Annotated in this window: 27 protein-coding genes; 15 read left to right on the forward strand and 12 right to left on the reverse strand. The window is 58.1% G+C overall.

Annotated elements, in window-relative coordinates; genetic code table 11:
* Positions 1 to 300: 300 nt before the first annotated feature.
* Together KDX37_RS17295 and KDX37_RS17300 are read right to left on the reverse strand one after the other, a co-directional pair.
* A complete protein-coding gene (locus KDX37_RS17295; protein WP_231654034.1) occupies positions 301 to 1,524 on the reverse strand; it encodes a CaiB/BaiF CoA transferase family protein in 1,224 nt (407 codons plus the stop codon).
* Positions 1,525 to 1,533: 9 nt separating this feature from the next.
* Positions 1,534 to 2,715, reverse strand: a complete 1,182-nt coding sequence (locus KDX37_RS17300; protein ID WP_231653931.1) for an acyl-CoA dehydrogenase — start codon at positions 2,713 to 2,715, stop codon at positions 1,534 to 1,536.
* 154 nt (positions 2,716 to 2,869) lie between these two features.
* Between KDX37_RS17300 and KDX37_RS17305 the strand changes: the two genes are divergently transcribed.
* The 10 genes from KDX37_RS17305 (at position 2,870) to KDX37_RS17350 (ending at position 12,699) form a co-directional block, all read left to right on the forward strand.
* A complete protein-coding gene (locus KDX37_RS17305; RefSeq protein ID WP_231653932.1) occupies positions 2,870 to 3,778 on the forward strand; it encodes a LysR family transcriptional regulator in 909 nt (302 codons plus the stop codon).
* 450 nt (positions 3,779 to 4,228) lie between these two features.
* On the forward strand, positions 4,229 to 5,350 hold the full coding sequence (locus KDX37_RS17310; protein ID WP_231653933.1) for a Re/Si-specific NAD(P)(+) transhydrogenase subunit alpha: 1,122 nt from the start codon (positions 4,229 to 4,231) through the stop codon (positions 5,348 to 5,350).
* 10 nt (positions 5,351 to 5,360) lie between these two features.
* A complete protein-coding gene (locus KDX37_RS17315; RefSeq protein ID WP_231653934.1) occupies positions 5,361 to 5,684 on the forward strand; it encodes an NAD(P) transhydrogenase subunit alpha in 324 nt (107 codons plus the stop codon).
* On the forward strand, positions 5,681 to 7,135 hold the full coding sequence (locus KDX37_RS17320; protein WP_231653935.1) for an NAD(P)(+) transhydrogenase (Re/Si-specific) subunit beta: 1,455 nt from the start codon (positions 5,681 to 5,683) through the stop codon (positions 7,133 to 7,135). Before KDX37_RS17315 ends, KDX37_RS17320 begins: the two co-directional genes overlap by 4 nt.
* A 178-nt stretch (positions 7,136 to 7,313) precedes the next feature.
* On the forward strand, positions 7,314 to 8,807 hold the full coding sequence (locus tag KDX37_RS17325) for an acetyl-CoA hydrolase/transferase family protein (RefSeq protein ID WP_231653936.1): 1,494 nt from the start codon (positions 7,314 to 7,316) through the stop codon (positions 8,805 to 8,807).
* Between the two features lie 320 nt (positions 8,808 to 9,127).
* On the forward strand, positions 9,128 to 9,343 hold the full coding sequence (locus tag KDX37_RS17330; protein WP_231653937.1) for a DUF1127 domain-containing protein: 216 nt from the start codon (positions 9,128 to 9,130) through the stop codon (positions 9,341 to 9,343).
* 325 nt (positions 9,344 to 9,668) lie between these two features.
* Positions 9,669 to 9,986: a DUF2388 domain-containing protein gene (locus KDX37_RS17335; protein WP_231653938.1), complete on the forward strand. Its 318-nt coding sequence runs from the start codon at positions 9,669 to 9,671 to the stop codon at positions 9,984 to 9,986.
* 91 nt (positions 9,987 to 10,077) lie between these two features.
* Entirely contained in the window at positions 10,078 to 10,383 is a 306-nt protein-coding gene (locus KDX37_RS17340; RefSeq protein WP_231653939.1) for a DUF2388 domain-containing protein, read from the forward strand.
* Positions 10,384 to 10,420: 37 nt separating this feature from the next.
* Positions 10,421 to 10,741 carry a DUF2388 domain-containing protein gene (locus tag KDX37_RS17345; RefSeq protein WP_231653940.1) on the forward strand — a complete coding sequence of 107 codons (321 nt, stop codon included), beginning with the start codon at positions 10,421 to 10,423 and terminating at the stop codon, positions 10,739 to 10,741.
* Complete coding sequence (locus tag KDX37_RS17350; RefSeq protein ID WP_231653941.1) at positions 10,738 to 12,699, forward strand: DUF7844 domain-containing protein; 1,962 nt, start codon at positions 10,738 to 10,740, stop codon at positions 12,697 to 12,699. The genes KDX37_RS17345 and KDX37_RS17350 overlap by 4 nt, the downstream gene beginning before the upstream one ends.
* Here KDX37_RS17350 and KDX37_RS17355 read toward each other — a convergent pair whose 3' ends face one another.
* The 5 genes from KDX37_RS17355 to KDX37_RS17375 all read right to left on the reverse strand — a co-directional run bounded on the left by KDX37_RS17355 (position 12,700) and on the right by KDX37_RS17375 (position 15,750).
* Positions 12,700 to 13,077, reverse strand: coding sequence for an SCP2 sterol-binding domain-containing protein (locus tag KDX37_RS17355; RefSeq protein WP_231653942.1), 378 nt, complete (start codon positions 13,075 to 13,077; stop codon positions 12,700 to 12,702). It abuts the gene before it with no gap.
* Between the two features lie 163 nt (positions 13,078 to 13,240).
* The gene (locus KDX37_RS17360) at positions 13,241 to 13,681 is read right to left on the reverse strand and encodes a hypothetical protein (protein ID WP_231653943.1); all 441 of its coding nucleotides are present in this window, start codon (positions 13,679 to 13,681) and stop codon (positions 13,241 to 13,243) included.
* A gap of 265 nt (positions 13,682 to 13,946) precedes the next feature.
* On the reverse strand, positions 13,947 to 14,222 hold the full coding sequence (locus KDX37_RS17365) for an HU family DNA-binding protein (RefSeq protein WP_231653944.1): 276 nt from the start codon (positions 14,220 to 14,222) through the stop codon (positions 13,947 to 13,949).
* A 189-nt stretch (positions 14,223 to 14,411) separates the two neighbouring features.
* Entirely contained in the window at positions 14,412 to 15,560 is a 1,149-nt protein-coding gene (locus KDX37_RS17370) for an NAD(P)/FAD-dependent oxidoreductase (RefSeq protein ID WP_231653945.1), read from the reverse strand.
* 22 nt (positions 15,561 to 15,582) lie between these two features.
* Positions 15,583 to 15,750, reverse strand: a complete 168-nt coding sequence (locus KDX37_RS17375; protein ID WP_002555879.1) for a rubredoxin — start codon at positions 15,748 to 15,750, stop codon at positions 15,583 to 15,585.
* Between the two features lie 185 nt (positions 15,751 to 15,935).
* On the opposite strand from KDX37_RS17375, the gene KDX37_RS17380 reads away from it, so the two are divergent.
* On the forward strand, positions 15,936 to 16,496 hold the full coding sequence (locus KDX37_RS17380) for a chorismate--pyruvate lyase family protein (RefSeq protein ID WP_231653946.1): 561 nt from the start codon (positions 15,936 to 15,938) through the stop codon (positions 16,494 to 16,496).
* Positions 16,496 to 17,386, forward strand: coding sequence for a 4-hydroxybenzoate octaprenyltransferase (gene ubiA, locus KDX37_RS17385; protein WP_231653947.1), 891 nt, complete (start codon positions 16,496 to 16,498; stop codon positions 17,384 to 17,386). Before KDX37_RS17380 ends, ubiA begins: the two co-directional genes overlap by 1 nt.
* A 32-nt stretch (positions 17,387 to 17,418) precedes the next feature.
* Here the strand turns inward: ubiA and KDX37_RS17390 are convergent, their stop codons facing one another.
* Positions 17,419 to 17,796 (reverse strand): COG4315 family predicted lipoprotein, encoded by a 378-nt coding sequence (locus tag KDX37_RS17390; RefSeq protein WP_231653948.1) that lies wholly within the window; start codon positions 17,794 to 17,796, stop codon positions 17,419 to 17,421.
* 162 nt (positions 17,797 to 17,958) lie between these two features.
* Between KDX37_RS17390 and phoB the strand changes: the two genes are divergently transcribed.
* The 3 genes from phoB (at position 17,959) to KDX37_RS17405 (ending at position 21,471) form a co-directional block, all read left to right on the forward strand.
* On the forward strand, positions 17,959 to 18,648 hold the full coding sequence (phoB, locus tag KDX37_RS17395) for a phosphate regulon transcriptional regulator PhoB (RefSeq protein WP_004881608.1): 690 nt from the start codon (positions 17,959 to 17,961) through the stop codon (positions 18,646 to 18,648).
* Between the two features lie 60 nt (positions 18,649 to 18,708).
* Positions 18,709 to 20,031, forward strand: coding sequence for a phosphate regulon sensor histidine kinase PhoR (phoR, locus tag KDX37_RS17400; protein ID WP_264759292.1), 1,323 nt, complete (start codon positions 18,709 to 18,711; stop codon positions 20,029 to 20,031).
* A 99-nt stretch (positions 20,032 to 20,130) separates the two neighbouring features.
* Positions 20,131 to 21,471, forward strand: a complete 1,341-nt coding sequence (locus KDX37_RS17405) for a hemolysin family protein (protein ID WP_231653950.1) — start codon at positions 20,131 to 20,133, stop codon at positions 21,469 to 21,471.
* 29 nt (positions 21,472 to 21,500) lie between these two features.
* Here the strand turns inward: KDX37_RS17405 and KDX37_RS17410 are convergent, their stop codons facing one another.
* The 4 genes from KDX37_RS17410 to pstB all read right to left on the reverse strand — a co-directional run bounded on the left by KDX37_RS17410 (position 21,501) and on the right by pstB (position 25,343).
* Positions 21,501 to 22,403: a peptidoglycan DD-metalloendopeptidase family protein gene (locus KDX37_RS17410; RefSeq protein WP_231653951.1), complete on the reverse strand. Its 903-nt coding sequence runs from the start codon at positions 22,401 to 22,403 to the stop codon at positions 21,501 to 21,503.
* Between the two features lie 174 nt (positions 22,404 to 22,577).
* Positions 22,578 to 23,471: a response regulator gene (locus KDX37_RS17415; RefSeq protein WP_231653952.1), complete on the reverse strand. Its 894-nt coding sequence runs from the start codon at positions 23,469 to 23,471 to the stop codon at positions 22,578 to 22,580.
* Positions 23,472 to 23,677: 206 nt separating this feature from the next.
* The gene (gene phoU / locus KDX37_RS17420) at positions 23,678 to 24,439 is read right to left on the reverse strand and encodes a phosphate signaling complex protein PhoU (RefSeq protein WP_231653953.1); all 762 of its coding nucleotides are present in this window, start codon (positions 24,437 to 24,439) and stop codon (positions 23,678 to 23,680) included.
* 70 nt (positions 24,440 to 24,509) lie between these two features.
* A complete protein-coding gene (pstB, locus tag KDX37_RS17425; protein WP_231653954.1) occupies positions 24,510 to 25,343 on the reverse strand; it encodes a phosphate ABC transporter ATP-binding protein PstB in 834 nt (277 codons plus the stop codon).
* Between the last annotated feature and the right edge of the window lie 35 nt (positions 25,344 to 25,378).

A 25,378-nucleotide genomic window follows, 5' to 3' on the forward strand; every position in this document is an offset into this window, starting at 1 on the left:
GAATTCTACAGCGTTACAACCGCATGTCAAACTCTTTTTTCTCACCGCTGTCGATCAACTTTCAATCGACCTCCTTCCTCGCTGACTCTCTTCGAGAAACCCTTACAACGCGTTGATCTACAAGGCTTTTTCGTTTCCGTCTACGCCGGAAGTGGGGCGAATTATAGACACTTCAGAGAGGGCGTCAACAGTTAATTTCAAAATGGTCGAAATTAGTGCTTCAGGCTGGTGCAGAGCCGGTCAACAGCCCTGTAATAGCTATATAGAAGCCTCCAAAGCGAACGACGCTTCTATATATAGCTAGATCACGCCCGCCTCCCGCAAGGCCAGGACTTCATCTGCGCCCAACCCCAGTACTGCCTGAAGCACTTGCGTGGTGTGCTCGCCCAACAGCGGAGGTGCGTTTCGATATTCAACCGGCGTTTCGGACAGTCGAATCGGACTGGCCACCTGGGCAACCTTACCGCCAAGCACATGCGGCAACTCGATAGCCAATCCCCGCGCCAGCACCTGCGGGTCTGCAAACACTTGAGCCAGGTCGTTGACAGGCCCGCAAGGGACGCTTGCTGCGCCCAGCTCGCTGACCCACTGCGCCGTCGTCTTGAAGACAGTAGCCTGCCGAATCAGAGGAATCAGCTCGAGACGATTCGCCACTCGCAGCTTGTTAGTAAGGAAGCGTGGGTCATCCGCCCATTGGGGCTGACCGGCCACCTCTGCGAACCGCCTGAATTGGCTGTCATTGCCCACCGTCAGGATGAAATCACCATCCGCGGTAGGAAACGCCTGGTACGGCACGATGTTGGGATGTGCATTACCCAGGCGCTTCGGAGCAACACCCGTGGTCAGGTAATTCATGGCCTGATTGGCCAGACAGGCAACCTGCACATCCAGCAGTGCCATATCAATGTGCTGGCCGATGTCGTGCTGATCACGATGAGCCAGCGCTGCAAGGATCGCCGTCGTCGAATACAGACCGGTGAGAATATCAGTCAGCGCAACACCTACCTTTACCGGGCCGGCGCCTTCACTTCCATCAGCCAGGCCGGTCAGACTCATCAGACCGCCCATTCCCTGAATCATGAAGTCATAGCCTGCGCGCCCGGCATACGGGCCGCTTTGACCAAAACCGGTGATGGAGCAGTAGATCAATCGAGGATTGATCGCCTTGAGCGCGGCGTAATCCAGCCCATAGGCCGCCAGCCCACCGACTTTGAAGTTTTCAATGACGATATCGGACCTGCCAGCCAGTTCACGCACCAGCTTCTGCCCTTCCTCCCGAGTGAAATCAATCGTCACGGACTGCTTGTTACGGTTGGCGGACAGGTAATAAGCAGCCTCTGTCGTGTTCTGACCCTTCGCATCCTTGAGAAACGGCGGCCCCCAGGAACGAGTATCGTCGCCACAACCAGGTCGCTCGACTTTAATGACATCAGCCCCCAGATCGGCAAGGATCTGCCCCGCCCAAGGACCGGCCAGCACTCGGGACAAATCCAGCACCCGAACATGCGAAAGCGCACCCATGATCAGCCCTCCTTAATAGAAGGCCTGAATGCCGGTCTGCGCACGACCCAGGATCAGCGCGTGCACGTCATGAGTCCCTTCATAGGTATTGACCACCTCAAGGTTGACCAAATGACGCGCAATGCCGAATTCGTCAGAGATACCGTTGCCGCCCAACATGTCGCGAGCCATGCGCGCGATGTCCAGAGACTTGCCACATGAGTTGCGCTTCATGATCGAGGTGATCTCAACCGCCGCAGTACCTTCGTCCTTCATCCGCCCAAGACGCAGACACCCTTGCAAGGCCAATGTGATCTCGGTCTGCATGTCGGCGAGCTTCTTCTGGATAAGTTGGGTAGCCGCCAATGGCCGTCCGAACTGCTGACGATCCAGCGTGTACTGCCGTGCCGTGTGCCAGCAAAACTCGGCCGCACCCAACGCACCCCAGGAAATACCATAACGGGCCGAATTCAAGCAGGTAAAAGGCCCCTTGAGGCCGCGCACGTCAGGGAAGATGTTCTCTTCAGGCACAAATACATTGTCCATCACGATCTCGCCGGTGATTGATGCGCGCAAACCGACCTTGCCGTGAATTGCCGGCGCACTCAGACCGGCCCAGCCTTTCTCCAGCACAAAGCCTCGAATATCCCCGGCGTCATCCTTGGCCCACACCACGAATACATCCGCGATCGGACTGTTGGTGATCCACATCTTGCTGCCGGACAGGCGATAACCACCTTCAACCGATCTTGCGCGCGTGATCATCGCTCCCGGGTCGGAGCCATGGTTGGGCTCGGTCAGGCCGAAGCAGCCAATCCACTCCCCAGAGGCCAGTTTGGGCAGGTACTTTTCTTTCTGTGCCTGCGTGCCGAATTCATTGATGGGCACCATGACCAGCGAAGACTGCACACTCATCATTGAGCGATAACCCGAATCAATGCGCTCGACCTCGCGTGCGATCAGGCCATAGCAGACGTAGTTCAGGCCGCTGCCACCAAACTCTTCTGGAATAGTGGCGCCCAGCAACCCAACTTCCCCCATCTCGCGAAAGATCGTCGGATCGGTCTGCTCATGACGAAAGGCTTCCAGCACACGCGGGGCCAGCTTGCTTTGAGCGAACTGCTCGGCAGTGTCGCGCACCATGCGCTCTTCTTCGGTGAGCTGTTGATCCAGTAGCAGTGGATCGATCCAGTTGAAGCTTGCCTTGCCGCTCATAAACCATCCTCACGTGTGCCGATTGTTGTGAGGATGATCCTAGACCCGGATCACTCACCCGACAAACGAGGATTCATCAAGCTGCTGTGCTAATTTCTCACTCCGTAAGCAAAACCTGAGCCCCAATAACCAGTCATCAGTGAGAATAAGGTACATGAGACGCAAAATACCCAGCACCACCGCTCTGGTGAGTTTTGAGTCTGCCGCTCGGCACGAGAGCTTCACCAAGGCGGCGCATGAGCTTTCCCTGACCCAAGGGGCAATTTGCCGCCAGATAGGCGGCCTTGAGGAATACCTCGGCGTGGAGCTGTTCAGACGCTCCCGACGCGGCGTGAAACTGACCGAGGCCGGACTCTCCTACAGTCGACGCGTCGCCACACAACTGGATGCGGTCGAGAGAGACACGCTGTCAGTCATGGGCCAACAGGGCGCCAACGTGATTGAGCTGGCGGTCGTCCCCACCTTTGGCACTCAGTGGCTATTGCCACGCCTGAAGGACTTTCAGCACAAACACCCCGACGTGACCGTCAACCTGACCAACCGCACGCGACCGTTTCTGTTTGCCGACACCGACTTCGACGCAGCCATCTATTTTGGCGATGCTGACTGGTCCGGCACCGAAGCCCATCGTTTGATGAGCGAAAACTCGATGCCGGTCTGCAGCCCCGCGTTTATGACTGGCCGAGACAGCCTCGAAGCGGATGAACTGACCGAACTGCCTTTGCTGCAACAAACCACCCGCCCCTATGCATGGCGTCAGTGGTTCAACGCGCAGGATTTGAATGTGGCGCGGGACATGACCGGACCGCGATACGAGCTTTTCTCGATGCTTGCCCAGGCAGCCATACACGACATGGGCGTTGCACTGATCCCGCCCTTTCTTATCCAGCGCGAGCTGCAAGAAAAACGTCTGGTAATTGCCAACGCTCATTCGCTACCCAGCAACAAGGCCTACCACCTGATGATCCCAGAGCGAAAGGTCGAATCCGCTTCGATGCGCGCGTTTCGAGACTGGCTGATTGATCAGGCGATGAGCTACAGCCTGCCAAATCAGAGGAGTTGAGTCGCAGGTAAAAACGTAGTGCAACTCAAAAACCCCCTACAGATGTAAGCTTTTGTCGCATAAATAGAATCTGCCACTTCCTGCCAAACCTCGCCAAATCCCCAGTGTTTAAAGGGGATATGGCAATAAAACGTGTACGCTGCCTTTGCTGCAACAACAAAGCAAAAAAGCAACGTTTTAGCCCCAATACTCCTGAAATACCCGTAATCAAAGGCCAAAACCGTAATAGTGCGACCATAGGTCACAGGGTGACTTGTAGTTAATTTATAGTCTCGTTACAGAATATGTTGAAGCCAATGAACTTCGACTGCAAAATGCGCCGCTCCCTGTTTTCAGGCGCTTGCCTTGTCAGCGACATGATTTCTGGAGCGTGCCGATTAGCCTCCCAGGCACCAACCGCAGTGCATTGGGCTATTACTGAATACAAGAAGATCCAGCAGGAGATTTGCCGTGCACATTGGTGTTCCTCTCGAAACCCAAACGGGTGAAACGCGGGTTGCTGCCACCCCGGAAACGATCAAGAAGCTGATTGGCCAAGGACATACCGTCACGGTGCAAAGCGGCGCAGGCATTCAGGCCAGCGTGCCGGACAGTGCTTACGAGGCCGCAGGCGCCATAATCGCAGGCGCTTCAGAGGCCTTCGCCGCAGAGCTGATTCTCAAGGTCGTGGCGCCGAATGACGATGAGCTGGCGCTGATCAAGGGCGGCACGATCGTGATCGGGATGTTGAATCCCTTCAACAATACAGTTATCGCCAAGATGGCCGAACGCGGCCTTACCGCCTTCGCCCTTGAAGCCGCTCCGCGCACCTCCCGCGCGCAGAGCCTCGATGTGCTGTCCTCGCAAGCCAACATTGCAGGCTATAAAGCTGTTCTGCTCGGCGCTCAGCATTACCCTCGTTTCATGCCCATGCTCATGACTGCGGCTGGCACCGTCAAAGCCGCTCGTGTACTGATCCTCGGCGCAGGCGTTGCGGGTCTTCAGGCCATTGCTACCGCCAAACGGTTGGGCGCGGTGGTGGAAGCGTCCGACGTGCGCCCCGCTGTCAAAGAACAGATCGAGTCGCTCGGCGCCAAGTTCATCGACGTCCCATACGAGACCGATGAAGAACGCGAATGCGCGGAAGGTGTGGGTGGTTACGCTCGCCCGATGCCAGCCAGCTGGATGCAGCGCCAGGCCATTGCCGTACATGAACGCGCCAAGCTGTCGGACATCGTTATCACCACCGCGCTCATTCCCGGCCGCAAGGCACCCGTATTGCTCAGTGCCGATACCGTCGCTCAGATGAAACCCGGTTCGGTGGTCATTGATCTGGCTGCGGCGCAAGGTGGCAATTGCCCGCTCACCGTGGCCGATCACGTCACTGTCGAGCATGGCGTCACCATTGTCGGCCATACCAATCTGCCTGCTCTTGTCGCAGCGGACGCTTCGGCCCTGTATGCACGCAACCTGCTGGACTTCATGAAACTGCTGTTCGACAAGGACGGCACGCTCTCGATCAACCTGGAAGACGACATTGTCGCCGCGTGCCTGATGTGCCGCGATGGCCAAGTCATCCGCAAGAACGGCTGAGGACATATACATGGAAGACTTGATCTCCCCCGGCATCTACAACCTGATCATCTTTGTACTGGCGATTTATGTCGGTTATCACGTGGTCTGGAACGTTACGCCTGCCTTGCACACCCCACTGATGGCCGTGACCAACGCCATCTCCGCCATCGTGATTGTCGGCGCCATGCTCGCTGCAGCATTGACGGTCACGCCACTGGGCAAGACGATGGGCACGCTGGCCGTCGCGCTGGCAGCCGTTAACGTATTTGGCGGTTTTCTTGTCACCCGGCGGATGCTGGAAATGTTCAAGAAAAAAGCGCCCAAGGTGAAGGATGAGGTGCAGAAGCAATGAGCATGAACCTGGTAACACTGCTGTACCTCATCGCCTCCATCTGCTTCATTCAGGCGCTCAAAGGATTGTCCCACCCCACGACCTCGCGCCGAGGCAACCTGTTCGGCATGCTCGGCATGGGTCTGGCCGTCATCACCACGATCGGGCTGGTGTTCAAGCTGGCAGCAATGTCGACCGCTGAAGGCACAAGCGCCGGGATCGGTTATATAGTCGTAGGGCTTCTGGTGGGCGGCACGGCGGGCTCGATCATGGCCAAGCGCGTCGAAATGACCAAGATGCCGGAGCTGGTAGCGTTCATGCACAGCATGATCGGTCTGGCGGCGGTATTCATCGCGATTGCCGCAGTGGTCGAGCCTCAGTCGCTGGGGATCGTTCGCAATCTGGGCGACGCCATTCCGGCCGGCAACCGACTGGAACTGTTCCTCGGCGCAGCCATTGGCGCGGTTACCTTCTCGGGCTCGGTGATCGCCTTCGGCAAGCTGTCGGGCAAGTACAAGTTCCGGTTGTTCCAGGGCGCGCCGGTGCAGTTCAGCGGCCAGCACAAGCTGAACCTGATTCTGGGCCTTGCCACGCTGTTCTTCGGCCTGACGTTCATGTTCACCGGCAGCCTGACGGCTTTTGCGATCATGCTGGCGCTGGCGTTCGTCATCGGTGTGCTGCTGATTATTCCGATTGGTGGCGCCGACATGCCGGTGGTGGTCTCGATGCTTAACAGCTATTCGGGCTGGGCGGCTGCCGGCATTGGCTTTTCGTTGAACAACTCGATGCTGATCATCGCCGGTTCGCTGGTGGGCTCCTCGGGTGCGATCCTGTCCTACATCATGTGCAAGGCCATGAACCGGTCGTTCTTCAATGTGATCGGCGGCGGCTTTGGTGGCGCAGCGCAGGCTGAAGGGCCAGCCGGTTCAAAAGAGGCACGCCCGGTCAAGTCCGGCTCGGCAGACGATGCAACCTTCCTGCTGACCAACGCCGACAAGGTCATCATCGTGCCTGGCTATGGCCTGGCGGTCGCGCGCGCGCAGCATGCTCTCAAAGAGCTGACTGAAAAGCTGGTGCATCACGGCGTGACCGTGAAGTACGCGATCCACCCGGTCGCCGGGCGAATGCCAGGTCACATGAACGTCCTGCTGGCGGAGGCCGAGGTGCCTTACGATCAGGTCTTCGAGATGGACGACATCAACTCCGAGTTTGGTCAGGCTGATGTGGTGCTGGTACTGGGCGCCAATGATGTGGTCAACCCGGCTGCCAAGAACGATCCCAAATCACCCATCGCCGGCATGCCGATCCTTGAAGCGTTCAAAGCCAAGACCATCATCGTCAACAAGCGCTCAATGGCGAGCGGCTATGCGGGCCTGGATAACGAGCTGTTCTATCTGGACAAAACCATGATGGTGTTCGGAGACGCCAAAAAAGTGATCGAGGACATGGTCAAGGCCGTCGAGAACGCATGACGTCCGCTGCGTAAATACAGCCCCGGTTCGCTGGTCGACCGGGGCTTTTTACATTCTGCGCAACAGTGTTTTACGCTGAGAACCACCATTTAGAGCCTCCAATGCGACCTTGGTAGCAGGACGAGAAATCCTCAACTCTCTAGACTTATCTCTCGCTTTTACCTCCGAGACAGAATCAATGTACCGTGACCGTATCCGCCTGCCCTCTCTGATGAGCAAGGTAATGAGCGCAGCCGACGCCGCTGCCTTGATTGAAAATGGCATGACTGTCGGCATGAGCGGCTTCACCCGCGCCGGTGAGGCCAAGGCTGTACCAAAGGCCTTGGCCGGGCGCGCCAGGGTCACGCCGCTGAAGATCAGCCTGATGACGGGCGCCAGCCTGGGTAACGATCTGGACAAACAGTTGACCGAGTCAGGTGTGCTGTCACGACGCATGCCCTTTCAGGTCGACAGCACACTGCGCCGGGCCATCAACGACGGCACCGTCATGTTCATTGATCAGCATTTGTCCGACACCGTCGAACTGCTGCGCAACCGGCAGATCAAGGCCGTGGACCTCGCTGTTATCGAGTGCGTGGCCATTAACGAGGAAGGCCATCTGGTCTTGAGTACCTCCGTGGGCAACTCGGCCAGTTTCGCCATTCTCGCCAAACAGGTCATCGTGGAGATCAACCTGTCTCAGCCGCTGGAGCTGGAAGGTCTGCACGACATTTATATACCGAGCTACCGTCCGACGCGCCTGCCGATACCGGTGCTTGAAGCAGACTCGCGCATCGGCAGCCATGCGGTGAAGATCGATCCGGCCAAGATCGTGGGCATCGTCATCAGCAATCAGCCTGACTCTCCTTCCACAGTGCTGCCACCCGACGTCGAGACCCAGGCCATCGCCAATCACCTGGTGGAGTTCTTCAAGAAAGAAGTCCGCGAAGACCGGCTGACCAATACGCTCATGCCTCTGCAGGCCGGTATCGGCACCATCGCCAATGCGGTGATGCATGGCCTGCTCGATTCCCCATTCCATGACATGACCATGTACTCCGAGGTGTTGCAGGACTCGACGTTCGAACTGTTCGATGCCGGCAAGCTGAGCTTTGCCTCGGGCAGTTCGATGACGCTGTCTGCGTCCAAACATGCGCAGGTGTTCGCCGACTTCAATCGCTACAAATCCAGGCTCGTGCTGCGTCCTCAGGAAATATCCAATCACCCGGAGGTCATCCGCCGCCTGGGGATTATCGGGATCAACACCGCGCTGGAGTTCGACATTTACGGCAACGTCAACTCCACTCACGTGTGTGGAACACGAATGATGAACGGCATCGGTGGCTCTGGCGACTTTTCACGCAATGCGCACCTGGCGATCTTCGTCACCAAGTCGATTGCCAAAGGGGGTTCGATTTCCAGCGTAGTGCCCATGGTCAGTCACGTGGACCACACCGAACATGACGTCGATATTCTGGTGACCGAACAGGGACTGGCGGATCTGCGCGGCCTGGCGCCCCGCGAGCGCGCTCGCGCCGTCATCGATAATTGCGTGCATCCCGACTACCGCGATGCGCTGAACAGCTACTTCGATGCGGCCTGCGCTCGTGGCGGACACACACCTCATCTACTGAGCGAAGCACTAAGTTGGCACACTAACCTTGAAGAGCACGGACGCATGCTGCCTGTGTGAGGAGGACAGTTTGAAGTGAATATGTGCTTTCCTGATCCGTTTCACGAACTGCATCAACTGGTTTTAAAAAAACTGTACTTCTGTACCGGTCATAAAACTGCCTCAAAAGGTAAAATCCACCACCCCAGACCGTAAAATGCACCACAAAGGTGCCGACCAGTACAGTTGCCCCATTTACGAACAAAACAGTGCCCTTTAACAGTTAACTGAACCCTTACAATACAGATGAACTGTGTCTATTGAAGCTGGCCAATCAGGAGGAAGATGGGCACCAGTCAAGCAACTCACTAATCCCGCCACAAGCGGAAGGAAGTCACACCATGGAACGTACAATCAGTTCCGATCTGTTCAAAGAAAGCACCGTAAACACTGCAACTGGCTCCTTGCCTCTGCGCGTATTCGCTAACCTGATGCTCTGGCAGCGTCGCCTCTCCAGCCGCCATCAACTGGCTCGTCTGGACGCACGTTTGCTGGCTGACGCCGGTATCAGCGAATCCCAGCGTTACGAAGAGCTGAGCAAGCCGTTCTGGCGCTAATTGAGCGCCCGCTGGTCCCGGGCTTCAACAGTCCACCGCCAGCAACCCGAATTGCTTAACACAAGGCCCGTCCATGAGACGGGCCTTGTCGTTTCTGGCTGTATGTGTCTGAAGGCTGAGCTTGCGATAAGTACAGTTTTATATGTTACGAAAATCAGGCAGTACAGTTACCAAATACCTTTAGCCGTCCGGCTTTTCAATGACGCGCAACCATGACAAGGGCTGCGCGGCTGGGATAGGCTGCAAGCCACCTCTACCCTTGCTGCTGACCGCTGGCAGCCAAGGTTTCGATACCCATGCTTTACCCCATTGATGGAACCCGACCATGTCTTTGCTCCGTACCCTTGGCGCTGCCTTTTTGCTGACCGCTGCCGCCAGTGCAAATGCCTCCAGCTTTATCGTGACTACCGACACGGTAGTGGGCGCAGTTGCCGCATCGACCGACGCCACGTCCGACGTCTCTTCCTCGCTGAAAGACGACAAGATCGTTCGCGCAGCACGTGACGAAGCTGCCAGTTTTGTAGCCAGCGCAGGCGAGATTCGTGGCGTTCAGCTTGAAGGTGCACTGCAGCACATTCGTCAGCAGATGCCCCAGTTGCAAGCGACCGACGCACAACTGGCCCAGGCCATTCTGGCGATCTGACGAGTCCTTCCCCGGCAGCGATCCTGCCGGGGTAGCCCTGGCTTGAGCATTGCGCTAGCCTTGGCGCCTGTTTTGCCGGTTCGTGAAAGCCATGCGTTTATTGCACCTTCTGTTCATCACACCCCTCGTCAGCCTGATCTGTATCAGCCCGGCCCAGGCGTTCGATACGACGACACAGAGCCTGGTGAAAACCGGGTACGTCACCAGTCAGGTCACGACCGCCCCTTTCGATAACAAGTTGATCATGGCCGCCCAGGACGATGCAGCAGCGTATGTTGCCAGCGACGGACAACTGCGGGGCGCAAGGCTCGAATCTGCCCTGCACGCCCTGCGCGAGGCTCATGCAAAACTTCATGCCAGCGACCTTGAACTGGCACAGGCAATCCTCGTCCAATAGCCACCTTGCCCTTTTGCCCAACTGGAGACGTTACTAAATGCGTACCCCGCTGATTGCTGTTTCCCTTGGCCTGTTGTTGATGGCCGACTTCGCACAGGCCCAGACAGTTGTGGCCACCAGCAACATCATTGTTCGCGCTTTCGGTCGCACCATTGACTTCACGTCCGACACCACCACTTCGATCCGCGACTCCAAAGTTGTGATCCAGGCCAAGGACGACGCCGCCAGCTACGTAGCGAGTAACGGCGACATTCATGGTGCTCAGTTGGACGCTGCTTTCGATACGCTGCGCGCTCGCGTACCAGAAGCACGCAGTGCCAGTGACCAGACGCTGGCTGAAGCAATCCTCGCACTGTGAGGCGCCTTGGCGTCTGGCTACTTGCTGGTGCGTTGTCGCTTGTCGGGACTAACGCCTTTGCCAGTCTCAGCCTGGAATTACAGACTGACGGTCTCGACAAAGCCCAGCAGCAAGCCAGCCAGACGCTGCTTGACGAAGCCATGCACAAACTGCCGCCCAGCTTCGTTCAGGCGCTTGACCGCAAGGTCGAGGTCAGTTGGTCCAGCGACATGCCAAACAACGCCTACGGGCAGGCAGCCGGCCCTTACCAGCTTTACCTCAACAGCAACCTGCTGGCATCGCTGACCGATGGCTCAGCCGCAAACGCCCAGACAGGTCGGCCACACGGCACCGTTCGCCGGGAAATGCTCGCCACTGTGCTGCACGAACTGACCCACGTCTATGATCGCGCTCGCCTGTGGTCTCCCGCCGAACGCACCGCAATCACCCGCTGTTCGCGCAATAACAGCTCTTTGGGCAACGTTGGCCTGCCCGACAGTTGCCGTGGTCAAACTGAACGCCGCTTCACGATGAGCGATGACCCGCGTCTGCTGGACCTCGCAGGCTGGCAGCAATATGTCGGTCGTCGTGGCGAACGCGAGCAACACAACGGTCAAGTGGCACGCAGCCCCGATATCTACGAGACCACCAGCCCGCTCGAGTTCGTGGCGGTGAACATGGAGTACTTCCTGCTCGACCCGGCTTACGCCTGTCGCCGTCCTGCCTTGTACGCTTATTACAAGGAACGCTTTGGCTGGGCACCCGAAGCCCGGGACGCTTGCCCGACGTATTATCCGTACCTGAATGCGGGCAGTGACTTCGGTAGAGAGCCGCTGGGCAAGCTGGACCCTGAGCGGGTGTATGCCGTCGATTACCTGTTGGCCGAGGCAAACCAGAACTGGGTCAGCCGTTGGGGCCACAGCATGTTGCGTCTGGTCATCTGCAAACCGGGGCGGCCTCGCGGGCCAGACTGCCGGCTGGACCTTGATCAGCATCTGGTGTTGTCGTACCGCGCCTTTGTCGGCGACGTTCAGCTATCCAGCTGGGATGGTTTGATGGGCGCCTACCCTTCCCGGCTCTTCGTCCTGCCATTGGCGCAAGTGATTGACGAGTACACCAAGACCGAACTGCGCAGCCTTGCGTCAGTGCCGATCACGCTGTCTCGCCCCGAGATCGAAGGTCTGGTGCAGCATGCGGCTGAAATGCACTGGAGTTACGACGGCAACTATTACTTTCTCTCCAATAACTGTGCGGTGGAGAACCTCAAGCTGCTGCGCAGCGGTACACACAATCCAAAATTTGTGGGCCTGGACAGCATTTTGCCCAATGGCCTGCTGGAAGTTCTCAAAGGTCGGGGCCTCGCCGATACCAGCGTGCTGGACGACCCGAAGGAAGCGCTGCGCCTGGGTTATCGATTCGACTCGTACCGCGACCGCTATCAAGCCATGTTCGAGATCCTCAAGAAGCATCTGCCGATCAAACAGGACACGGTCGAGGAGTGGCTGACGCTACCGGCCAGCGAACGCAGGCAATGGTTCGAAAAAGCCGACCTGCGCACCAGCGCCGCCATGCTGTTGTTGGAGCAGGCGAGCCTGCGCCGACAATTGCTGTTGGCTCAGGACGAGGTCAAGCAGCGTTATCTGGGCGCTCGGGAGCAGAACAACGGTGGCGTTTCCAAGGCCACTGCCACGCTGCAGGAGCTGTTGGCCAGTAGCGGCTTTCTCAGCCGTCCCGCAGAGTTGCTGGGCACCAGTGGCTATGGTCTGCCGCAAGCCGGGGAATGGCAGCGACTGGAGAGCGAAAGCAGTCAGCGTCAGAAGCAACTCAAGCGTCTGACAGGCGATCTGGATACAGAGGTGCGTGCCTTGCTGGGACCGGAGCGCGCCAAGGAGATCGCGGCGAACGAGGCCAATCTCAAACAGATGGGTGAACACGTTCGCGCACTGCACAAGGCGGCTGGCGGTTTGCAGCTGCCGTAATCAGCGGCTCTTCTTTTTTGGCTTCAAATATTTGGTCAGGCCCTGGAACCAGATTACCAGGGCCGGGTTGCCCTTGATCTGGATGTCCTTGTCCTGAATGCCTTTCATGAAAGCCAGTTGCTTGTTTTTGGCTTGCATCGTTGCGAATCCAAAGGCTGCGTCGCGAAACGAGATGGCAAATGCCGGCTCTGAGACCCGGCCGCTCGCGCTGCTGATGCGTTGATCACGAACCACGAAGTGACGCGCGACTTTGCCGTCGGCGGTCTGCAGCTGGAACGTAAGGTCTTTGCCTGCCAGTTGCTGCTGAAAAGCGGGATTGTTGCGGCTGGCTCGTGCCATCAGCAGCCCCAGCATCCAGAGAAGAAAACGAAACTTCATACACCTGCCTCAGCGCGAAACGATTCGATGGAACGGCGCGGCAGTGTAGCGGGTTCTTTGCGTTAATCCTGTAGGACAAAACGCTTTTCGACGACGATCGGAGCGAAACACCTGTACTTCGGCAGAAGCACCGCCTGTCTCGAGGCGGCGCTCAGGCGAACCGTCAGCGGATGCTGTTGATGCTGCCTTTGTGGCCTGTCACTTTCACGTCCACTTTCTTGAAAATGAAGTAGTCCTTGACGCTGACTTCATAGCGCGGCGCCACGATCAGATCGGCACCGGAGGACTTCACGGCCTTGTAAGCCGCTGCAGCCTTGGTTGTCGAAACAGGATCAGGCAATGCCAGGCCAAGGCCACCACCACCCGCGCCGCCGTAGGCAACGCCATCGGCGAATTGAGTATCGCCGCCGATGCTCAGGAAGTTGAACAGGATGTTGGTGGAGGATTCGCCAGTGATGGTGCCGCCCACTTTGACGTCAGCCTTGAGATCGGTTTTGACCATACCTTCCAGCGGTGCCGTCGGCTGGCTCACGTTGTAGCTCACGCAACCACTGGTAGCGGCGATCAGGGTTGCAACGGCAGCAGACATCCATAGCTTTTTCATTCGTGACTTTCCCAAATATGTGCACTGCGGACCGGAAGGGTCAGCGGGAGCAGGACTTTAAGGGAACGTTCACGTAGAAAAAGTCAGGCATGGCTGCGCTGTAGGAAGGCAGTCGGACACATTCAGGTAGGAAACTTCTTAGGAGAGGTAGGACCAGCCCCTCGCGAGGTCGAAAATTCGAGTGATATAAAAAACGGGCACCCGATGTCATCAGAAGTGCCCGTTTTCGTGACCGCTCGCCTCCCGCCAAGGCGCGCAGCCGGGGTCAAGGATTTACGCTGTCTTTCAGAAATTTCCCTGGCTTGAAGGCGACGGTGTTGCTCGCCTTGATTTTGACTGGCTCACCCGTTTGCGGGTTTTTGCCGGTCCGCGCACCGCGATGGCGCTGCAGGAATGTACCAAAGCCAACCAACGTCACGCTGTCCTTGCGATGCAGGGCGCCGGTGATTTCTTCAAGAATCGCGTTAAGGACGCGGCTGGATTGTTCTTTGGTGAGATCCGCCTTTTCAGCAATGACGGCTGCGAGTTCAGGTTTACGCATTATGAAGCCTCTTTTACGGTTTTTGTTTTTATGTCCTGCGCTGCTTATAACGAGCAGTAGCAAGGTGCCGCGACGGCTCTACGTAGCGGCAGACGGAGTCGAGGATGGCATGCCGACGTTACCCGCGCCAGTGCGTGGGCAACGTTTATTGGAAGAAAAAGGCGACCTATCCGACAAAATGACCACAAGTCATGCCAATAACGCAGGTAAAACCTTGTTAAGTGCGAGTTTTTCCATAACGGCGGCGCCGGTCAACGCATAGCCCAGTACATTCCCCTCGGCGTCGTGACACAGTGCCTTGATGTCGGCCCCCTGCCCTTCGACGCTCCATGTGCCGTTTGAACCCAGCGGCGGTGGCGATACCACCAACGGGCAGGCAGGCGTTTTTACGGTAATCGGCATGGGCCCGTACTTCACGGCAGTCGGGGTGCCAGCCAACGTTTGAGCGAGGGCTCGGGCACAGCTCATAAGAGGCATGACGTAAAGCAGGTTCAGACCATCGACTTCAGCGCAGTCACCCAGCGCGTGGATATTGGCGTGGGATGTCTGCAGCTGACGGTCGACCCGAATGCCTCGACCGACCTGCAAGCCAGCGGCAGCGGCCAGATCAACGCGTGGGCGCAAGCCGATCGCAGACACTACCAGATCGCAGTCAATGACCTGCCCATCCGACAGATGCGCTTGCAGCCCGTCCCCGACGCGTTGCAGCCGCGTCAGTAGAGGCCCCAGATGGAAACGGGCGCCCAGGCTCTCAAGCCCTTTCTGCACAGCTGCGGCGGCCGCAGCGGGCAACAGGGTCGGCATCACGTGTTCGCAAGGCGCTACCAGATCGACTTCGTAGCCGCCCAGGATCAAATCGTTGGCAAACTCACAGCCGATCAGCCCTGCGCCCAGAATCAGGACGCGGCGCTTGCCTGCCGCTGCAGCCCGAAAGCGCGCGTAATCCTGCAAATCATTGATCGGGAAAATCGCATCGCTGGCGTCACCGTCCACCGGCACCCGAATGGTTTCAGCGCCCCATGCCAACACCAGGTCGCGGTAGTAGACGGCTTCTTCGCCAATCCACAAACGCTTGTGGCCGGGGTCTATGCCACTGATTCGGGTGTGAGTACGCACCTCGGCCTTGAGCTGGTCGGCCATGGCCCCAGGCTCTGCCATGCTCAGGCCGTCGGCTTCCTTGTTCTTGCCAAAGCCCGTCGACAGCATGGGCTTGGAATACGAACGGCCGTCATCGGCCGTAATCAGCAGCAGCGGAGTTTCGCCGTCCAGCTTGCGAAACTCCCGAGCAAGGTTATAGCCCGCAAGGCCGGTACCGATGATGACGACAGGTGCGCTCATTGCTTTTTCCCAAATAGAAGAATCAACCGATTTCAATCATTTCAAAGTCCATTTTACCGACGCCGCAATCAGGGCAGAGCCAGTCTTCTGGAACGTCCTGCCATAATGTGCCGGGCGCGATGCCGTCATCAGGCCAACCATCAGCTTCGTTGTAGATAAGGCCACAGACAATGCATTGCCACTTTTTCATGGTTCGTCTCTCTCAATTCAGGCTGGTACAGGCATTACGGTCGATCGCCGCTTGAACGGGCGTTGTACTGATCGACAGCCTCGGATGCAAGCCTGTTTGTGTCACTCGCCGTTTTGGCGACCGTCGGTCGGGCGTACCAATCATGCTAAGCTCGCAGCCTCGTTGGCTGCCGACAATGACTTACCGTGACCCAGCAAAACCCCGCTTTCATTACCCCTGACTGGCTTGAGCGCGAGCAATTGATCAATGCGCCAGCGCCGGTCATTCTCGACTGGCTGTTCAATCAGAATTCTCTGACACGCCGCTTGAATGATCTCTCCAGCGGGGGCTTCAGTGTTGCTCCGGTATATGAAGGCTGGCAGCGCTTGCGCGATGACGAATGCGAGGCGCTGGAGCTGCCCGTCTCCAGTGAGGGCTGGGTGCGCGAGGTGTACTTGCGGGGCAATGGCGCGCCGTGGGTGTTCGCACGCAGCGTAGCGGCCCGTGACGCGTTACAGGACGGTGGTCTGAACATGGGTGAGCTGGGTACCCGCTCGTTGGGCGAATTGCTGTTCACCGACCCGGCATTCGCGCGTGGCAAACTCCAGGTCTGCCGTTACCCTGATGCCTGGCTGCCTCAGGAACAGATCACTCCAGGCCTGTGGGCTCGTCGTTCGCGCTTTCGCCGTGGACCGCTGAGCATACTGGTCGCCGAAGTTTTCCTGCCCATCTTCTGGACCGCGATCCCGAACGAGGAACCCACCTGATGTACCTGTCGCTGCTCAAATCGCTGAACCGGCTGAACCCACGCGCCTGGGACTTTATCCAACTGACACGTATCGACAAGCCTATCGGCATCTACCTCTTGCTGTGGCCGACCTTGTGGGCAGTGTGGATCGCTGGCAAGGGCGCGCCGTCGCTGGCAAACGTGCTGATCTTCGTGGTCGGTGTGTTCCTGATGCGTGCAGCTGGCTGCGTGATCAATGACTACGCCGACCGCAAGGTGGACGGCCACGTCAAACGAACCGAGCAACGCCCGCTGGTCAGCGGCAAGGTTCAGGCACGCGAGGCGTTGGTGCTGTTTGCGGTACTGGTGGGGCTGAGCTTTGTGCTGGTGCTGTTCACCAACAGCACCACGATCTGGCTGTCATTCGGTGGCCTGGCGCTTGCGGCCTGTTACCCCTTCATGAAGCGCTACACCTATTACCCGCAGGTGGTGCTGGGCGCTGCGTTTTCGTGGGGCATGCCAATGGCGTTTACCGCAGAAACCGGCGAACTGCCCGCTGCCGCCTGGTTGCTGTACATCGCCAATCTGCTCTGGACCGTGGGTTACGACACGTACTACGCCATGGTGGACCGCGACGATGATCTGAAAATCGGTGTGAAATCCACCGCCGTGCTGTTTGGCGATGCAGACCGCGTAATCATTCTGACGCTGCAAGGGTTAGCACTGGGTTGCCTGATGCTGGCTGGCGCACGCTTTGAGCTGGGCACATGGTTCCATCTCGGCCTGCTGGTGGCGGCCGGGTGCTTTGCGTGGGAGTTCTGGAGCACACGCCGCCGTGAGCGAGATGCCTGTTTCAAGGCGTTTCTGCATAATCACTGGGCCGGGCTGGCCATCTTTGTGGGTATCGTTGCCGATTACGCACTCCGTTGACGGCCAGGCTGGCTGGCCGCCAGTCTCAAGCGTTACGGCTTGGCGATGTGCCAGACGCCGCCCTTGCCCTCACCCTCGACGTCGCCAGCCTTGGCGTCTTTGATAAAGGTGTACAGCGGCTTGCCGTCGTAAGCCCACTGGCGGGTCTTGTCGTCACGGGTGATGACGGTCCACTTACCTTCAGCCGAGCTGTCCGCGGCAGCGGCGAGAGGCGGCCAGTTGACGGCGCATTGCTCATTGCAGACCGATTTGCCTGTGGTGTCTTTGTCAAAGGTGTAAAGCGTGAGGTCTTTATGGTCGACCAGTTTGCCGCCCTTCGTCATGGCAGGCTCGGCGGCGAAGGCCAGTCCAGACGATGCCAATGTGGCAGCAACCAGCAAACTCTTGAGTACGGTAGAGACGTTAGCCATCAGGTACATCCTCTTTTTGTCATGGAAAAGCGTTCGAGAGAGCAACGCAAGCTTAGCCCCGTAAACAGCGCGCGTGATAGCCTCACCGCTGCTTGTCACACGACTGCAATATTTCCGTTATCTAATGCGCCCCAAGACAGTTAAATGACACGAGGTTCGAGCATGGTTGGCAGAAGCATTCTGATCGTTGACGACGAAGCGCCTATTCGCGAAATGATCGCCGTTGCGTTGGAAATGGCTGGCTATGACTGTATCGAGGCCGAAAACTCACAGCAGGCTCACGCGATCATCGTGGACCGCAAACCGGACCTGATTCTGCTCGACTGGATGCTCCCCGGCACGTCGGGCATCGAGCTGGCGCGCCGCCTCAAGCGTGACGAACTGACCGGAGACATTCCGATCATCATGCTCACCGCCAAGGGCGAAGAGGACAACAAGATCCAGGGCCTGGAAGTCGGCGCAGATGACTACATCACCAAGCCTTTCTCGCCTCGTGAACTGGTTGCACGCCTAAAGGCTGTACTGCGTCGCGCAGGACCGACTGACGGCGAAGCGCCGATTGAAGTGGGCGGCCTGTTGCTCGACCCGATCAGCCACCGGGTGACCATCGACGGCAAGCCTGCCGAAATGGGCCCGACCGAGTACCGTCTTCTGCAGTTTTTCATGACCCATCAGGAACGTGCCTATACCCGTGGGCAATTGCTGGATCAGGTCTGGGGCGGCAATGTGTACGTCGAAGAGCGCACCGTGGACGTTCATATCCGCCGTCTGCGCAAGGCCTTGGGTGATGCTTACGAGAACCTGGTGCAAACCGTGCGCGGTACCGGCTACCGCTTCTCGACCAAGAGCTGACAGCTACTCCGTAGACGCAGGGCAGCGGCCAGTGGGCACCAGACTAGGATGTACCTTTAATTGAACCAAAATTGGCATGGCACCCTGATACGCCACATGTTGTTGCTCATCAGCGCCTGCCTGTTGGTGGGCCTGATCAGTGGACACTATGGCTGGAGCCTGGCCACTGGTCTCGGTGTTTATCTGGCCTGGACCCTCAAACAACTGCTGCGCCTTCACGAATGGCTGAGCAGCCACAAGGCTGACGAACCCCCGCCAGACGGTTATGGCCTGTGGGGCGAGGTCTTTGACAGCATCTACCACCTGCAACGCCGTGATCAGCGTGTGCGGGGCCGCCTGCAAGCCGTGATCGATCGGGTGCAGGAATCAACTGCCGCCCTGAGGGACGCGGTGATCATGCTCGACAGCGAAGGCAATCTGGAGTGGTGGAACCGCGCAGCCGAGACGCTGCTGGGGCTCAAGACGCCTCAGGACAGTGGCCAGCCGGTCACCAACCTGGTGCGTCATCCACGGTTCAAGGAGTACTTCGCGCTGGGTAACTACAGCGAACCGTTGGAAATCCCGTCACCAACCAACGACCATCTGCGCATTCAGCTGTTGATCACCCGCTACGGTAACAACGAGCATCTGATGCTGGTACGCGACGTGACACGTATCCATTTGCTGGAACAGATGCGCAAGGACTTCGTCGCCAACGTATCCCATGAGCTGCGCACACCGCTGACGGTCATTTTCGGCTATCTGGAAACCCTGCTCGACAACGTCGAAGAGGTTAATCCGCGCTGGGTCCGGGCCTTGCAGCAGATGCACCAGCAAGGCGGACGCATGCAGACGTTGCTCAACGACTTGCTGCTGCTGGCAAAACTCGAAGCCACTGATTACCCGTCCGACAACCACCCGGTACTGGTCAGCACCTTGCTCAAGACCATCAAGGCCGACGCGATTGCCTTGTCGGGGAGCAAAGAACAGCAGATCCACCTGACGCTCGACAGTGAGGCATGCCTTAAAGGCAGCGAAACCGAGCTGCGCAGTGCGTTTTCCAACCTCATTTTCAATGCCGTGAAATACACCCCGGCGCAGGGCATCATCCGCATTCGCTGGTGGGCCGACGAGCGGGGTGCGCACCTGAGCGTGCAAGACTCAGGCATGGGGATCGAAGCCAAGCATCTGCCAAGACTGACCGAACGGTTCTACCGGGTAGACACCAGCCGGGCCTCCAATACCGGCGGCACTGGCCTGGGCCTTGCGATCGTCAAGCACGTACTGTTGCGCCATCGTGGCACCCTTGAGATCAACAGTGTTCCAGGCAAGGGCAGCGTTTTTACCTGCCATTTTGCCAGCAGCCAGCTCAGCAAAGCTCCAAGCCTGGATCCAGACTACTAGGCAAGCCCGCTTTCAGCGGCTACATTGCCGGGTTCAAGGCGCCGTCTGCGGCGCAGCACTTCCCCCTTTTAGTTAGAACGGACCCCGTAAAACCCCACCATGGACCCATCCCCTAGTTTTAACCTGTCTTCACTCTTCGCCGATTTCGGCATGATTCTTTTTGCTCTGTTTCTGGTCCTGCTCAACGGTTTTTTCGTTGCGGCCGAATTCGCCATGGTCAAACTGCGCTCGACCCGCGTCGAATCCATCGCAGATCAGAACGGCTGGCGTGGGCATATCCTGCGCAAGGTACACGGCCAACTGGATGCCTACCTTTCGGCGTGCCAACTGGGTATCACCCTCGCCTCCCTCGGGCTGGGCTGGGTGGGCGAACCCGCCTTTGCGCACCTGCTTGAGCCGCTGCTTGCCGCCATGGGTGTGGACACGCCGGAGCTGATCAAGGGCGTGTCGTTCTTTACCGCTTTCTTCATCATTTCGTACCTGCACATCGTGATCGGCGAGCTGGCGCCCAAATCCTGGGCCATTCGCAAACCCGAACTGCTCTCGCTGTGGACGGCTGCACCGCTGTACCTGTTCTACTGGCTGATGTACCCGGCGATCTACCTGCTCAACGCCAGCGCCAACGCGATCCTGCGGATTGCCGGTCAGGGCGAGCCTGGCCCGCATCACGAGCACAGCTATAGCCGCGATGAACTGAAGCTGATTCTGCACTCCAGCCGCGGCCAGGACCCAAGCGACCAGGGCATGCGTGTACTGGCATCTGCCGTGGAAATGGGTGAGCTGGAAGTGGTCGACTGGGCCAACTCGCGCGAAGACCTCGTGACACTGGATTTCAACGCGCCGCTCAAGGAAATCCTCGCCCTGTTCCGCCGTCACAAATTCAGCCGCTACCCCGTGTACGACGCAGAGCGTGGCGAATTCGTCGGTCTGCTGCACATCAAGGACCTGCTCCTTGAGCTGGCGGCTCTGGACCATATCCCCGAGTCGTTCAACCTGGCCGAAGTGACGCGACCGCTGGAGCGCGTATCGCGGCACATGCCGCTGTCGCAGTTGCTGGAACAGTTCCGCAAGGGCGGCGCGCATTTCGCCGTGGTCGAGGAGGCCGACGGCAAGATCATCGGTTACCTGACCATGGAAGACGTACTCGAAGTGCTGGTGGGCGACATTCAGGACGAACACCGCAAGGTGGAGCGCGGCATTCTGGCTTACCAGCCCGGCAAACTGCTGGTGCGTGGCGACACGCCGCTGTTCAAGGTCGAGCGTCTGCTGGGCATCGATCTGGACCACATTGAAGCCGAAACCCTGGCGGGCCTGATCTACGAAACCCTCAAGCGGGTGCCGGAAGAAGAAGAACAGATGGAAGTCGAAGGCCTGCGGATCATCATCAAGAAGATGAAAGGTCCGAAGATTGTGCTGGCCAAGGTGCTGAAGCTCGATTGACCGGTGCGCGGGCCACCACGCCCGCGCAGTCAGTTCCCGCCCACAGCGAAGTCAGGCAAGCTCTGCACCGGCTGGGCGAACTCGTAAGGGATGGAGACCAGCTCGTTGCCCGAGTTGCGCTGCACCACAAAGTGCAAATGCGGACCCGTACTGTTGCCGGTGTTACCAGAGCGCGCCAGCGCAGTACCGACGACGACGTGCTGACCCTCATTGACGCTGACCGAACCGCGCATCAGGTGCAGATAAACGCCCATCGTGCCGTCATTGTGCAGTATCCGCACAAAATTCCCCGAAGCGTTAGATCCCCTGCCCGACTGACTGTTTTCGATTTTTACCACCGTGCCGCCGCGCGCCGCGATGATAGGCGTGCCTTCCGGCATGGCGATGTCCATCGCATAGCGCCCCTTGACCCCATAGTGGCTGTATTTGCCGCCCGGCCCCTGCGTCAGGCGGAACGGCCCGCCGATCCATGGCAGCGGGTACCTGTAGGCCTGCACAGAGCCTTTAGGGTCCCCGAGCGTGGAAGTCAGCATCGAGGCGTAGTTCATTGCCTTGTCGGCGACCTTGGGGCTCAGCACCACGACCCGCTCGTTACTGCGCGCAGGGATGGTCCGGCGTAGCGTCGATGAAGCGCCTGCCACACCCAGCACGTTCTTCACGTTAGAGAGTTTCAGTTCCACCTCGACCGGCGCATACAGGTCATTGCGCACGTAAAGGCTGTGCACGCCTTTTTCCCGGCGGATACTCAGGTGCACCTGCTGCTCGATACGCTCCACCATCCGGTCACGGAACACCAGCACCGACGAACCCGGCGAAGGTCGGTCAGAGAACGATACGACACCATTGGCATCCGTGGTCTTGTAGATCGTGACAGCCCCGGCCATTTGGGTGGCCAGTGTCAGGGCGATCAGGATCAGCAGGCGTTCGAGCATCAGAAGGTTTCTGGTTCATTGGCGATGGGTGCCAAGCCTAGCAGCGTTAAGGGCGCAAGAGGACTCAACGGTATCAATCGGCAACAGAGCAGGCGTCAAGAAATGCGCGCCAGAGAGGGACGGTCATGAACATCGAAAAGGCCGCCCCGTCTCAAGAGCGGCCCTTCAAGGCTGTCAGGCGCCTGGAACGAAGTGTTTCTGGGCGGTGCCGCGAGCAATCAGACGCGACAGGTAGTCGAGCTTCTGCGCATCCTGATCGACGAAACGGAAGCTGACCTGCAGCCATTCGCTGTCAGGTTTCTGCTCAAACGCGGCGACAGAGTGCAGATAGCCGTTCAGACGAGCAATTTCGTTGCTCTCGCCCTGCTCGAGATCCAGCACTGCGCTGTCGAGCACTTGCGGCATGTTTTCGCTGCAGCGCACGACCAGTGTCGCTTCTTTCAGGCTCAAGCCTTTGATGACGCAGGACTGAATACCGTTGGGCAAACGCAACTGACCCTGACCACGGCCTGCTGGCTCAGCAGTCTTGGCGACCACCGGCGGAGCCTTGGCAATGCCACCGGATGCGGCAGGCGCAGGTGCTGAACGCACGACTTCAGCCTTGCCACCGGTCAACGCGCTCAACGAGTCATTCAGCGGCGAGTTCATGCGGGCCGGAGCAGTAGACATGACAGCGTCCAGCTTGCCGACCTTGGCCAAGGCCTTTTTGACCTTGCTCAACAGTTGTTCATTGGTAAACGGCTTGCCGACAAAATCACTGACGCCCGCCTGGATGGCCTGTACGACGTTCTCTTTGTCGCCACGGCTGGTGACCATGATGAACGGAACGGTTTTCAGGTAATTGTCTTGCGCGCGGCACCATTCCAGCAGTTCAAGACCGGACATCTCGGGCATTTCCCAATCGCACAGGATCAGATCGAACGTCTCTTTGCCCAATAACGTTTGAGCCTTGCGGCCGTTGACTGCGTCCTCGGTATGGATTCCGGGAAAATAATTGCGCAGCCCTTTCTTGACCAGGTCGCGAATAAACGTTGCGTCATCCACCACCAACACACTGACCTTACTCATCGACACTCCTGCGGACGTGTTCACCTTTCAGGCGAACTGCGATATGCCAACACGCCCTTTATTTCGGCAAGCATAGCGTTGACTGATAGCCAACTGCCATATTGATTGACTGCGCCAGGAGATTTAATCCGCAGGCGACTGGAAAAATGCTCGTCTGCACAACGAAAAACGCCCGACGAGTGCCGGGCGTTTTCTTGCAGGCAATCTTACTTATCGTCAGCGTCGTCCGGAACATTAGCCTTTTCGCTCGATATGCCCTGAACCTCTTCCTTCATACGCTTGAGGCCCATGTGACGCACATCGGTGCCGCGCACCAGATAAATTACCAGCTCGGAGATGTTACGGGCGTGGTCACCGATGCGTTCCAGCGAACGCAGCACCCAGATCACGTTGAGTACACGAGAGATCGACCGAGGGTCTTCCATCATGTAGGTCGCCAGCTCGCGCAGTGCGGTCTTGTACTCACGGTCGATGATCTTGTCGTACTGAGCGACCGACAGGGCCAGTTCTGCGTCAAAACGAGCGAACGAGTCGAGCGCATCGCGCACCATGTTGCGCACCTGATCGCCGATGTGCCGCACTTCGACGTAACCGCGTGGTGCCTCGCCTTCTTCGCACAACTGAATGGCACGACGGGCGATCTTGGTGGCTTCGTCACCGATGCGCTCAAGGTCGATCACCGACTTGGAGATGCTGATGATCAGACGCAGGTCAGAAGCCGCAGGCTGACGACGAGCCAGAATGCGCAGGCACTCTTCGTCGATGTTGCGCTCCATCTGGTTGATGCGGTCGTCGACTTCACGAACCCGCTGCGCAAGGCCCGAGTCGGCCTCGATCAGCGCGGTGACCGAATCATTGACCTGCTTCTCGACCAGCCCACCCATTTCGAGCAAATGGCTGCGAACATCTTCGAGTTCAGCGTTGAACTGTTGGGAAATGTGATGCGTGTGGCTGTCTTTGTGGATCATGCTAGATGTCCTTGGAACGTCCGGTTAAATGCGAAAACGCAGCAGTGGTTCAGGTCTGACGAAGCACGTCCTAGCCATAACGACCGGTGATGTAGTCTTCCGTCTGTTTTTTTGCCGGGTTGGTGAACAACGTATCTGTGTCCCCGAACTCGACGAGTTTGCCCATGTACATGAACGCGGTGTAATCCGACACCCGAGCCGCCTGCTGCATGTTGTGGGTGACGATCACAATGGTGTATTTGGATTTCAGTTCGTAGATCAGCTCTTCAACTTTCAGCGTCGAAATCGGATCAAGTGCCGAACAGGGTTCGTCGAGCAGCAGCACTTCCGGCTCCACGGCGATGGTTCGAGCAATGACCAGACGTTGCTGCTGACCACCGGACAAGCCCAACGCCGACTCATGCAGTCGATCCTTGACCTCATCCCACAGTGCAGCGGCTTTCAAGGCCCACTCGACCGCTTCGTCGAGTACGCGCTTTTTGTTGATGCCTTGAATTCGCAGCCCGTACACCACGTTTTCATAAATGGTCTTGGGAAACGGATTCGGCTTCTGGAACACCATGCCAACGCGACGTCGCAGCTCCGCGACTTCCTCGCCCTTGGTGTAGATATTGTGGCCGTACAGATTGATTGCACCCTCCACACGGCAACCGTCCACCAGATCGTTCATACGGTTGAAGGTGCGCAACAGTGTTGACTTGCCACAGCCCGACGGTCCGATGAACGAGGTCACCTTCTGTTTGGGAATATTGAGGGCGATGTCGAACAGTGCCTGCTTCTGGCCATAGAACAGATTCAGGCCGGGCACTTCGATGGCGACCGTCTCTTCGGCAAGGTTCAAGCCTTGCTTGTGACGCCTCAGGGCCGACATGTTCATGCCGTGAGTCGGGCTTTCATGCTGCATGGATTGCTCCTCTGCGAACCATTCGTTTCATAGAG

It is taken from the genome of Pseudomonas californiensis, from assembly GCF_021147775.1.
GTDB classification, from domain to species: domain Bacteria; phylum Pseudomonadota; class Gammaproteobacteria; order Pseudomonadales; family Pseudomonadaceae; genus Aquipseudomonas; species Aquipseudomonas californiensis.

What these genes read in the sequence shown, in the direction of transcription:
- KDX37_RS17315 (WP_231653934.1), top strand. Translation starts at nt 5,361, where the DNA reads ATGGAAGACTTGATCTCCCCCGGCATCTACAACCTGATCATCTTTGTA.
- KDX37_RS17375 (WP_002555879.1), bottom strand. Translation starts at nt 15,750, where the DNA reads ATGAAAAAGTGGCAATGCATTGTCTGTGGCCTTATCTACAACGAAGCT.
- pstB (WP_231653954.1), bottom strand. Translation starts at nt 25,343, where the DNA reads ATGCAGCATGAAAGCCCGACTCACGGCATGAACATGTCGGCCCTGAGG.
- KDX37_RS17300 (WP_231653931.1), bottom strand. Translation starts at nt 2,715, where the DNA reads ATGAGCGGCAAGGCAAGCTTCAACTGGATCGATCCACTGCTACTGGAT.
- KDX37_RS17330 (WP_231653937.1), top strand. Translation starts at nt 9,128, where the DNA reads ATGGAACGTACAATCAGTTCCGATCTGTTCAAAGAAAGCACCGTAAAC.
- KDX37_RS17355 (WP_231653942.1), bottom strand. Translation starts at nt 13,077, where the DNA reads ATGAAGTTTCGTTTTCTTCTCTGGATGCTGGGGCTGCTGATGGCACGA.
- KDX37_RS17305 (WP_231653932.1), top strand. Translation starts at nt 2,870, where the DNA reads ATGAGACGCAAAATACCCAGCACCACCGCTCTGGTGAGTTTTGAGTCT.
- ubiA (WP_231653947.1), top strand. Translation starts at nt 16,496, where the DNA reads ATGTACCTGTCGCTGCTCAAATCGCTGAACCGGCTGAACCCACGCGCC.
- KDX37_RS17345 (WP_231653940.1), top strand. Translation starts at nt 10,421, where the DNA reads ATGCGTACCCCGCTGATTGCTGTTTCCCTTGGCCTGTTGTTGATGGCC.
- KDX37_RS17335 (WP_231653938.1), top strand. Translation starts at nt 9,669, where the DNA reads ATGTCTTTGCTCCGTACCCTTGGCGCTGCCTTTTTGCTGACCGCTGCC.
- KDX37_RS17405 (WP_231653950.1), top strand. Translation starts at nt 20,131, where the DNA reads ATGGACCCATCCCCTAGTTTTAACCTGTCTTCACTCTTCGCCGATTTC.
- KDX37_RS17390 (WP_231653948.1), bottom strand. Translation starts at nt 17,796, where the DNA reads ATGGCTAACGTCTCTACCGTACTCAAGAGTTTGCTGGTTGCTGCCACA.
- KDX37_RS17325 (WP_231653936.1), top strand. Translation starts at nt 7,314, where the DNA reads ATGTACCGTGACCGTATCCGCCTGCCCTCTCTGATGAGCAAGGTAATG.
- KDX37_RS17370 (WP_231653945.1), bottom strand. Translation starts at nt 15,560, where the DNA reads ATGAGCGCACCTGTCGTCATCATCGGTACCGGCCTTGCGGGCTATAAC.
- KDX37_RS17410 (WP_231653951.1), bottom strand. Translation starts at nt 22,403, where the DNA reads ATGCTCGAACGCCTGCTGATCCTGATCGCCCTGACACTGGCCACCCAA.
- KDX37_RS17360 (WP_231653943.1), bottom strand. Translation starts at nt 13,681, where the DNA reads ATGAAAAAGCTATGGATGTCTGCTGCCGTTGCAACCCTGATCGCCGCT.
- phoB (WP_004881608.1), top strand. Translation starts at nt 17,959, where the DNA reads ATGGTTGGCAGAAGCATTCTGATCGTTGACGACGAAGCGCCTATTCGC.
- phoU (WP_231653953.1), bottom strand. Translation starts at nt 24,439, where the DNA reads ATGATCCACAAAGACAGCCACACGCATCACATTTCCCAACAGTTCAAC.
- KDX37_RS17340 (WP_231653939.1), top strand. Translation starts at nt 10,078, where the DNA reads ATGCGTTTATTGCACCTTCTGTTCATCACACCCCTCGTCAGCCTGATC.
- KDX37_RS17415 (WP_231653952.1), bottom strand. Translation starts at nt 23,471, where the DNA reads ATGAGTAAGGTCAGTGTGTTGGTGGTGGATGACGCAACGTTTATTCGC.
- KDX37_RS17320 (WP_231653935.1), top strand. Translation starts at nt 5,681, where the DNA reads ATGAGCATGAACCTGGTAACACTGCTGTACCTCATCGCCTCCATCTGC.
- KDX37_RS17365 (WP_231653944.1), bottom strand. Translation starts at nt 14,222, where the DNA reads ATGCGTAAACCTGAACTCGCAGCCGTCATTGCTGAAAAGGCGGATCTC.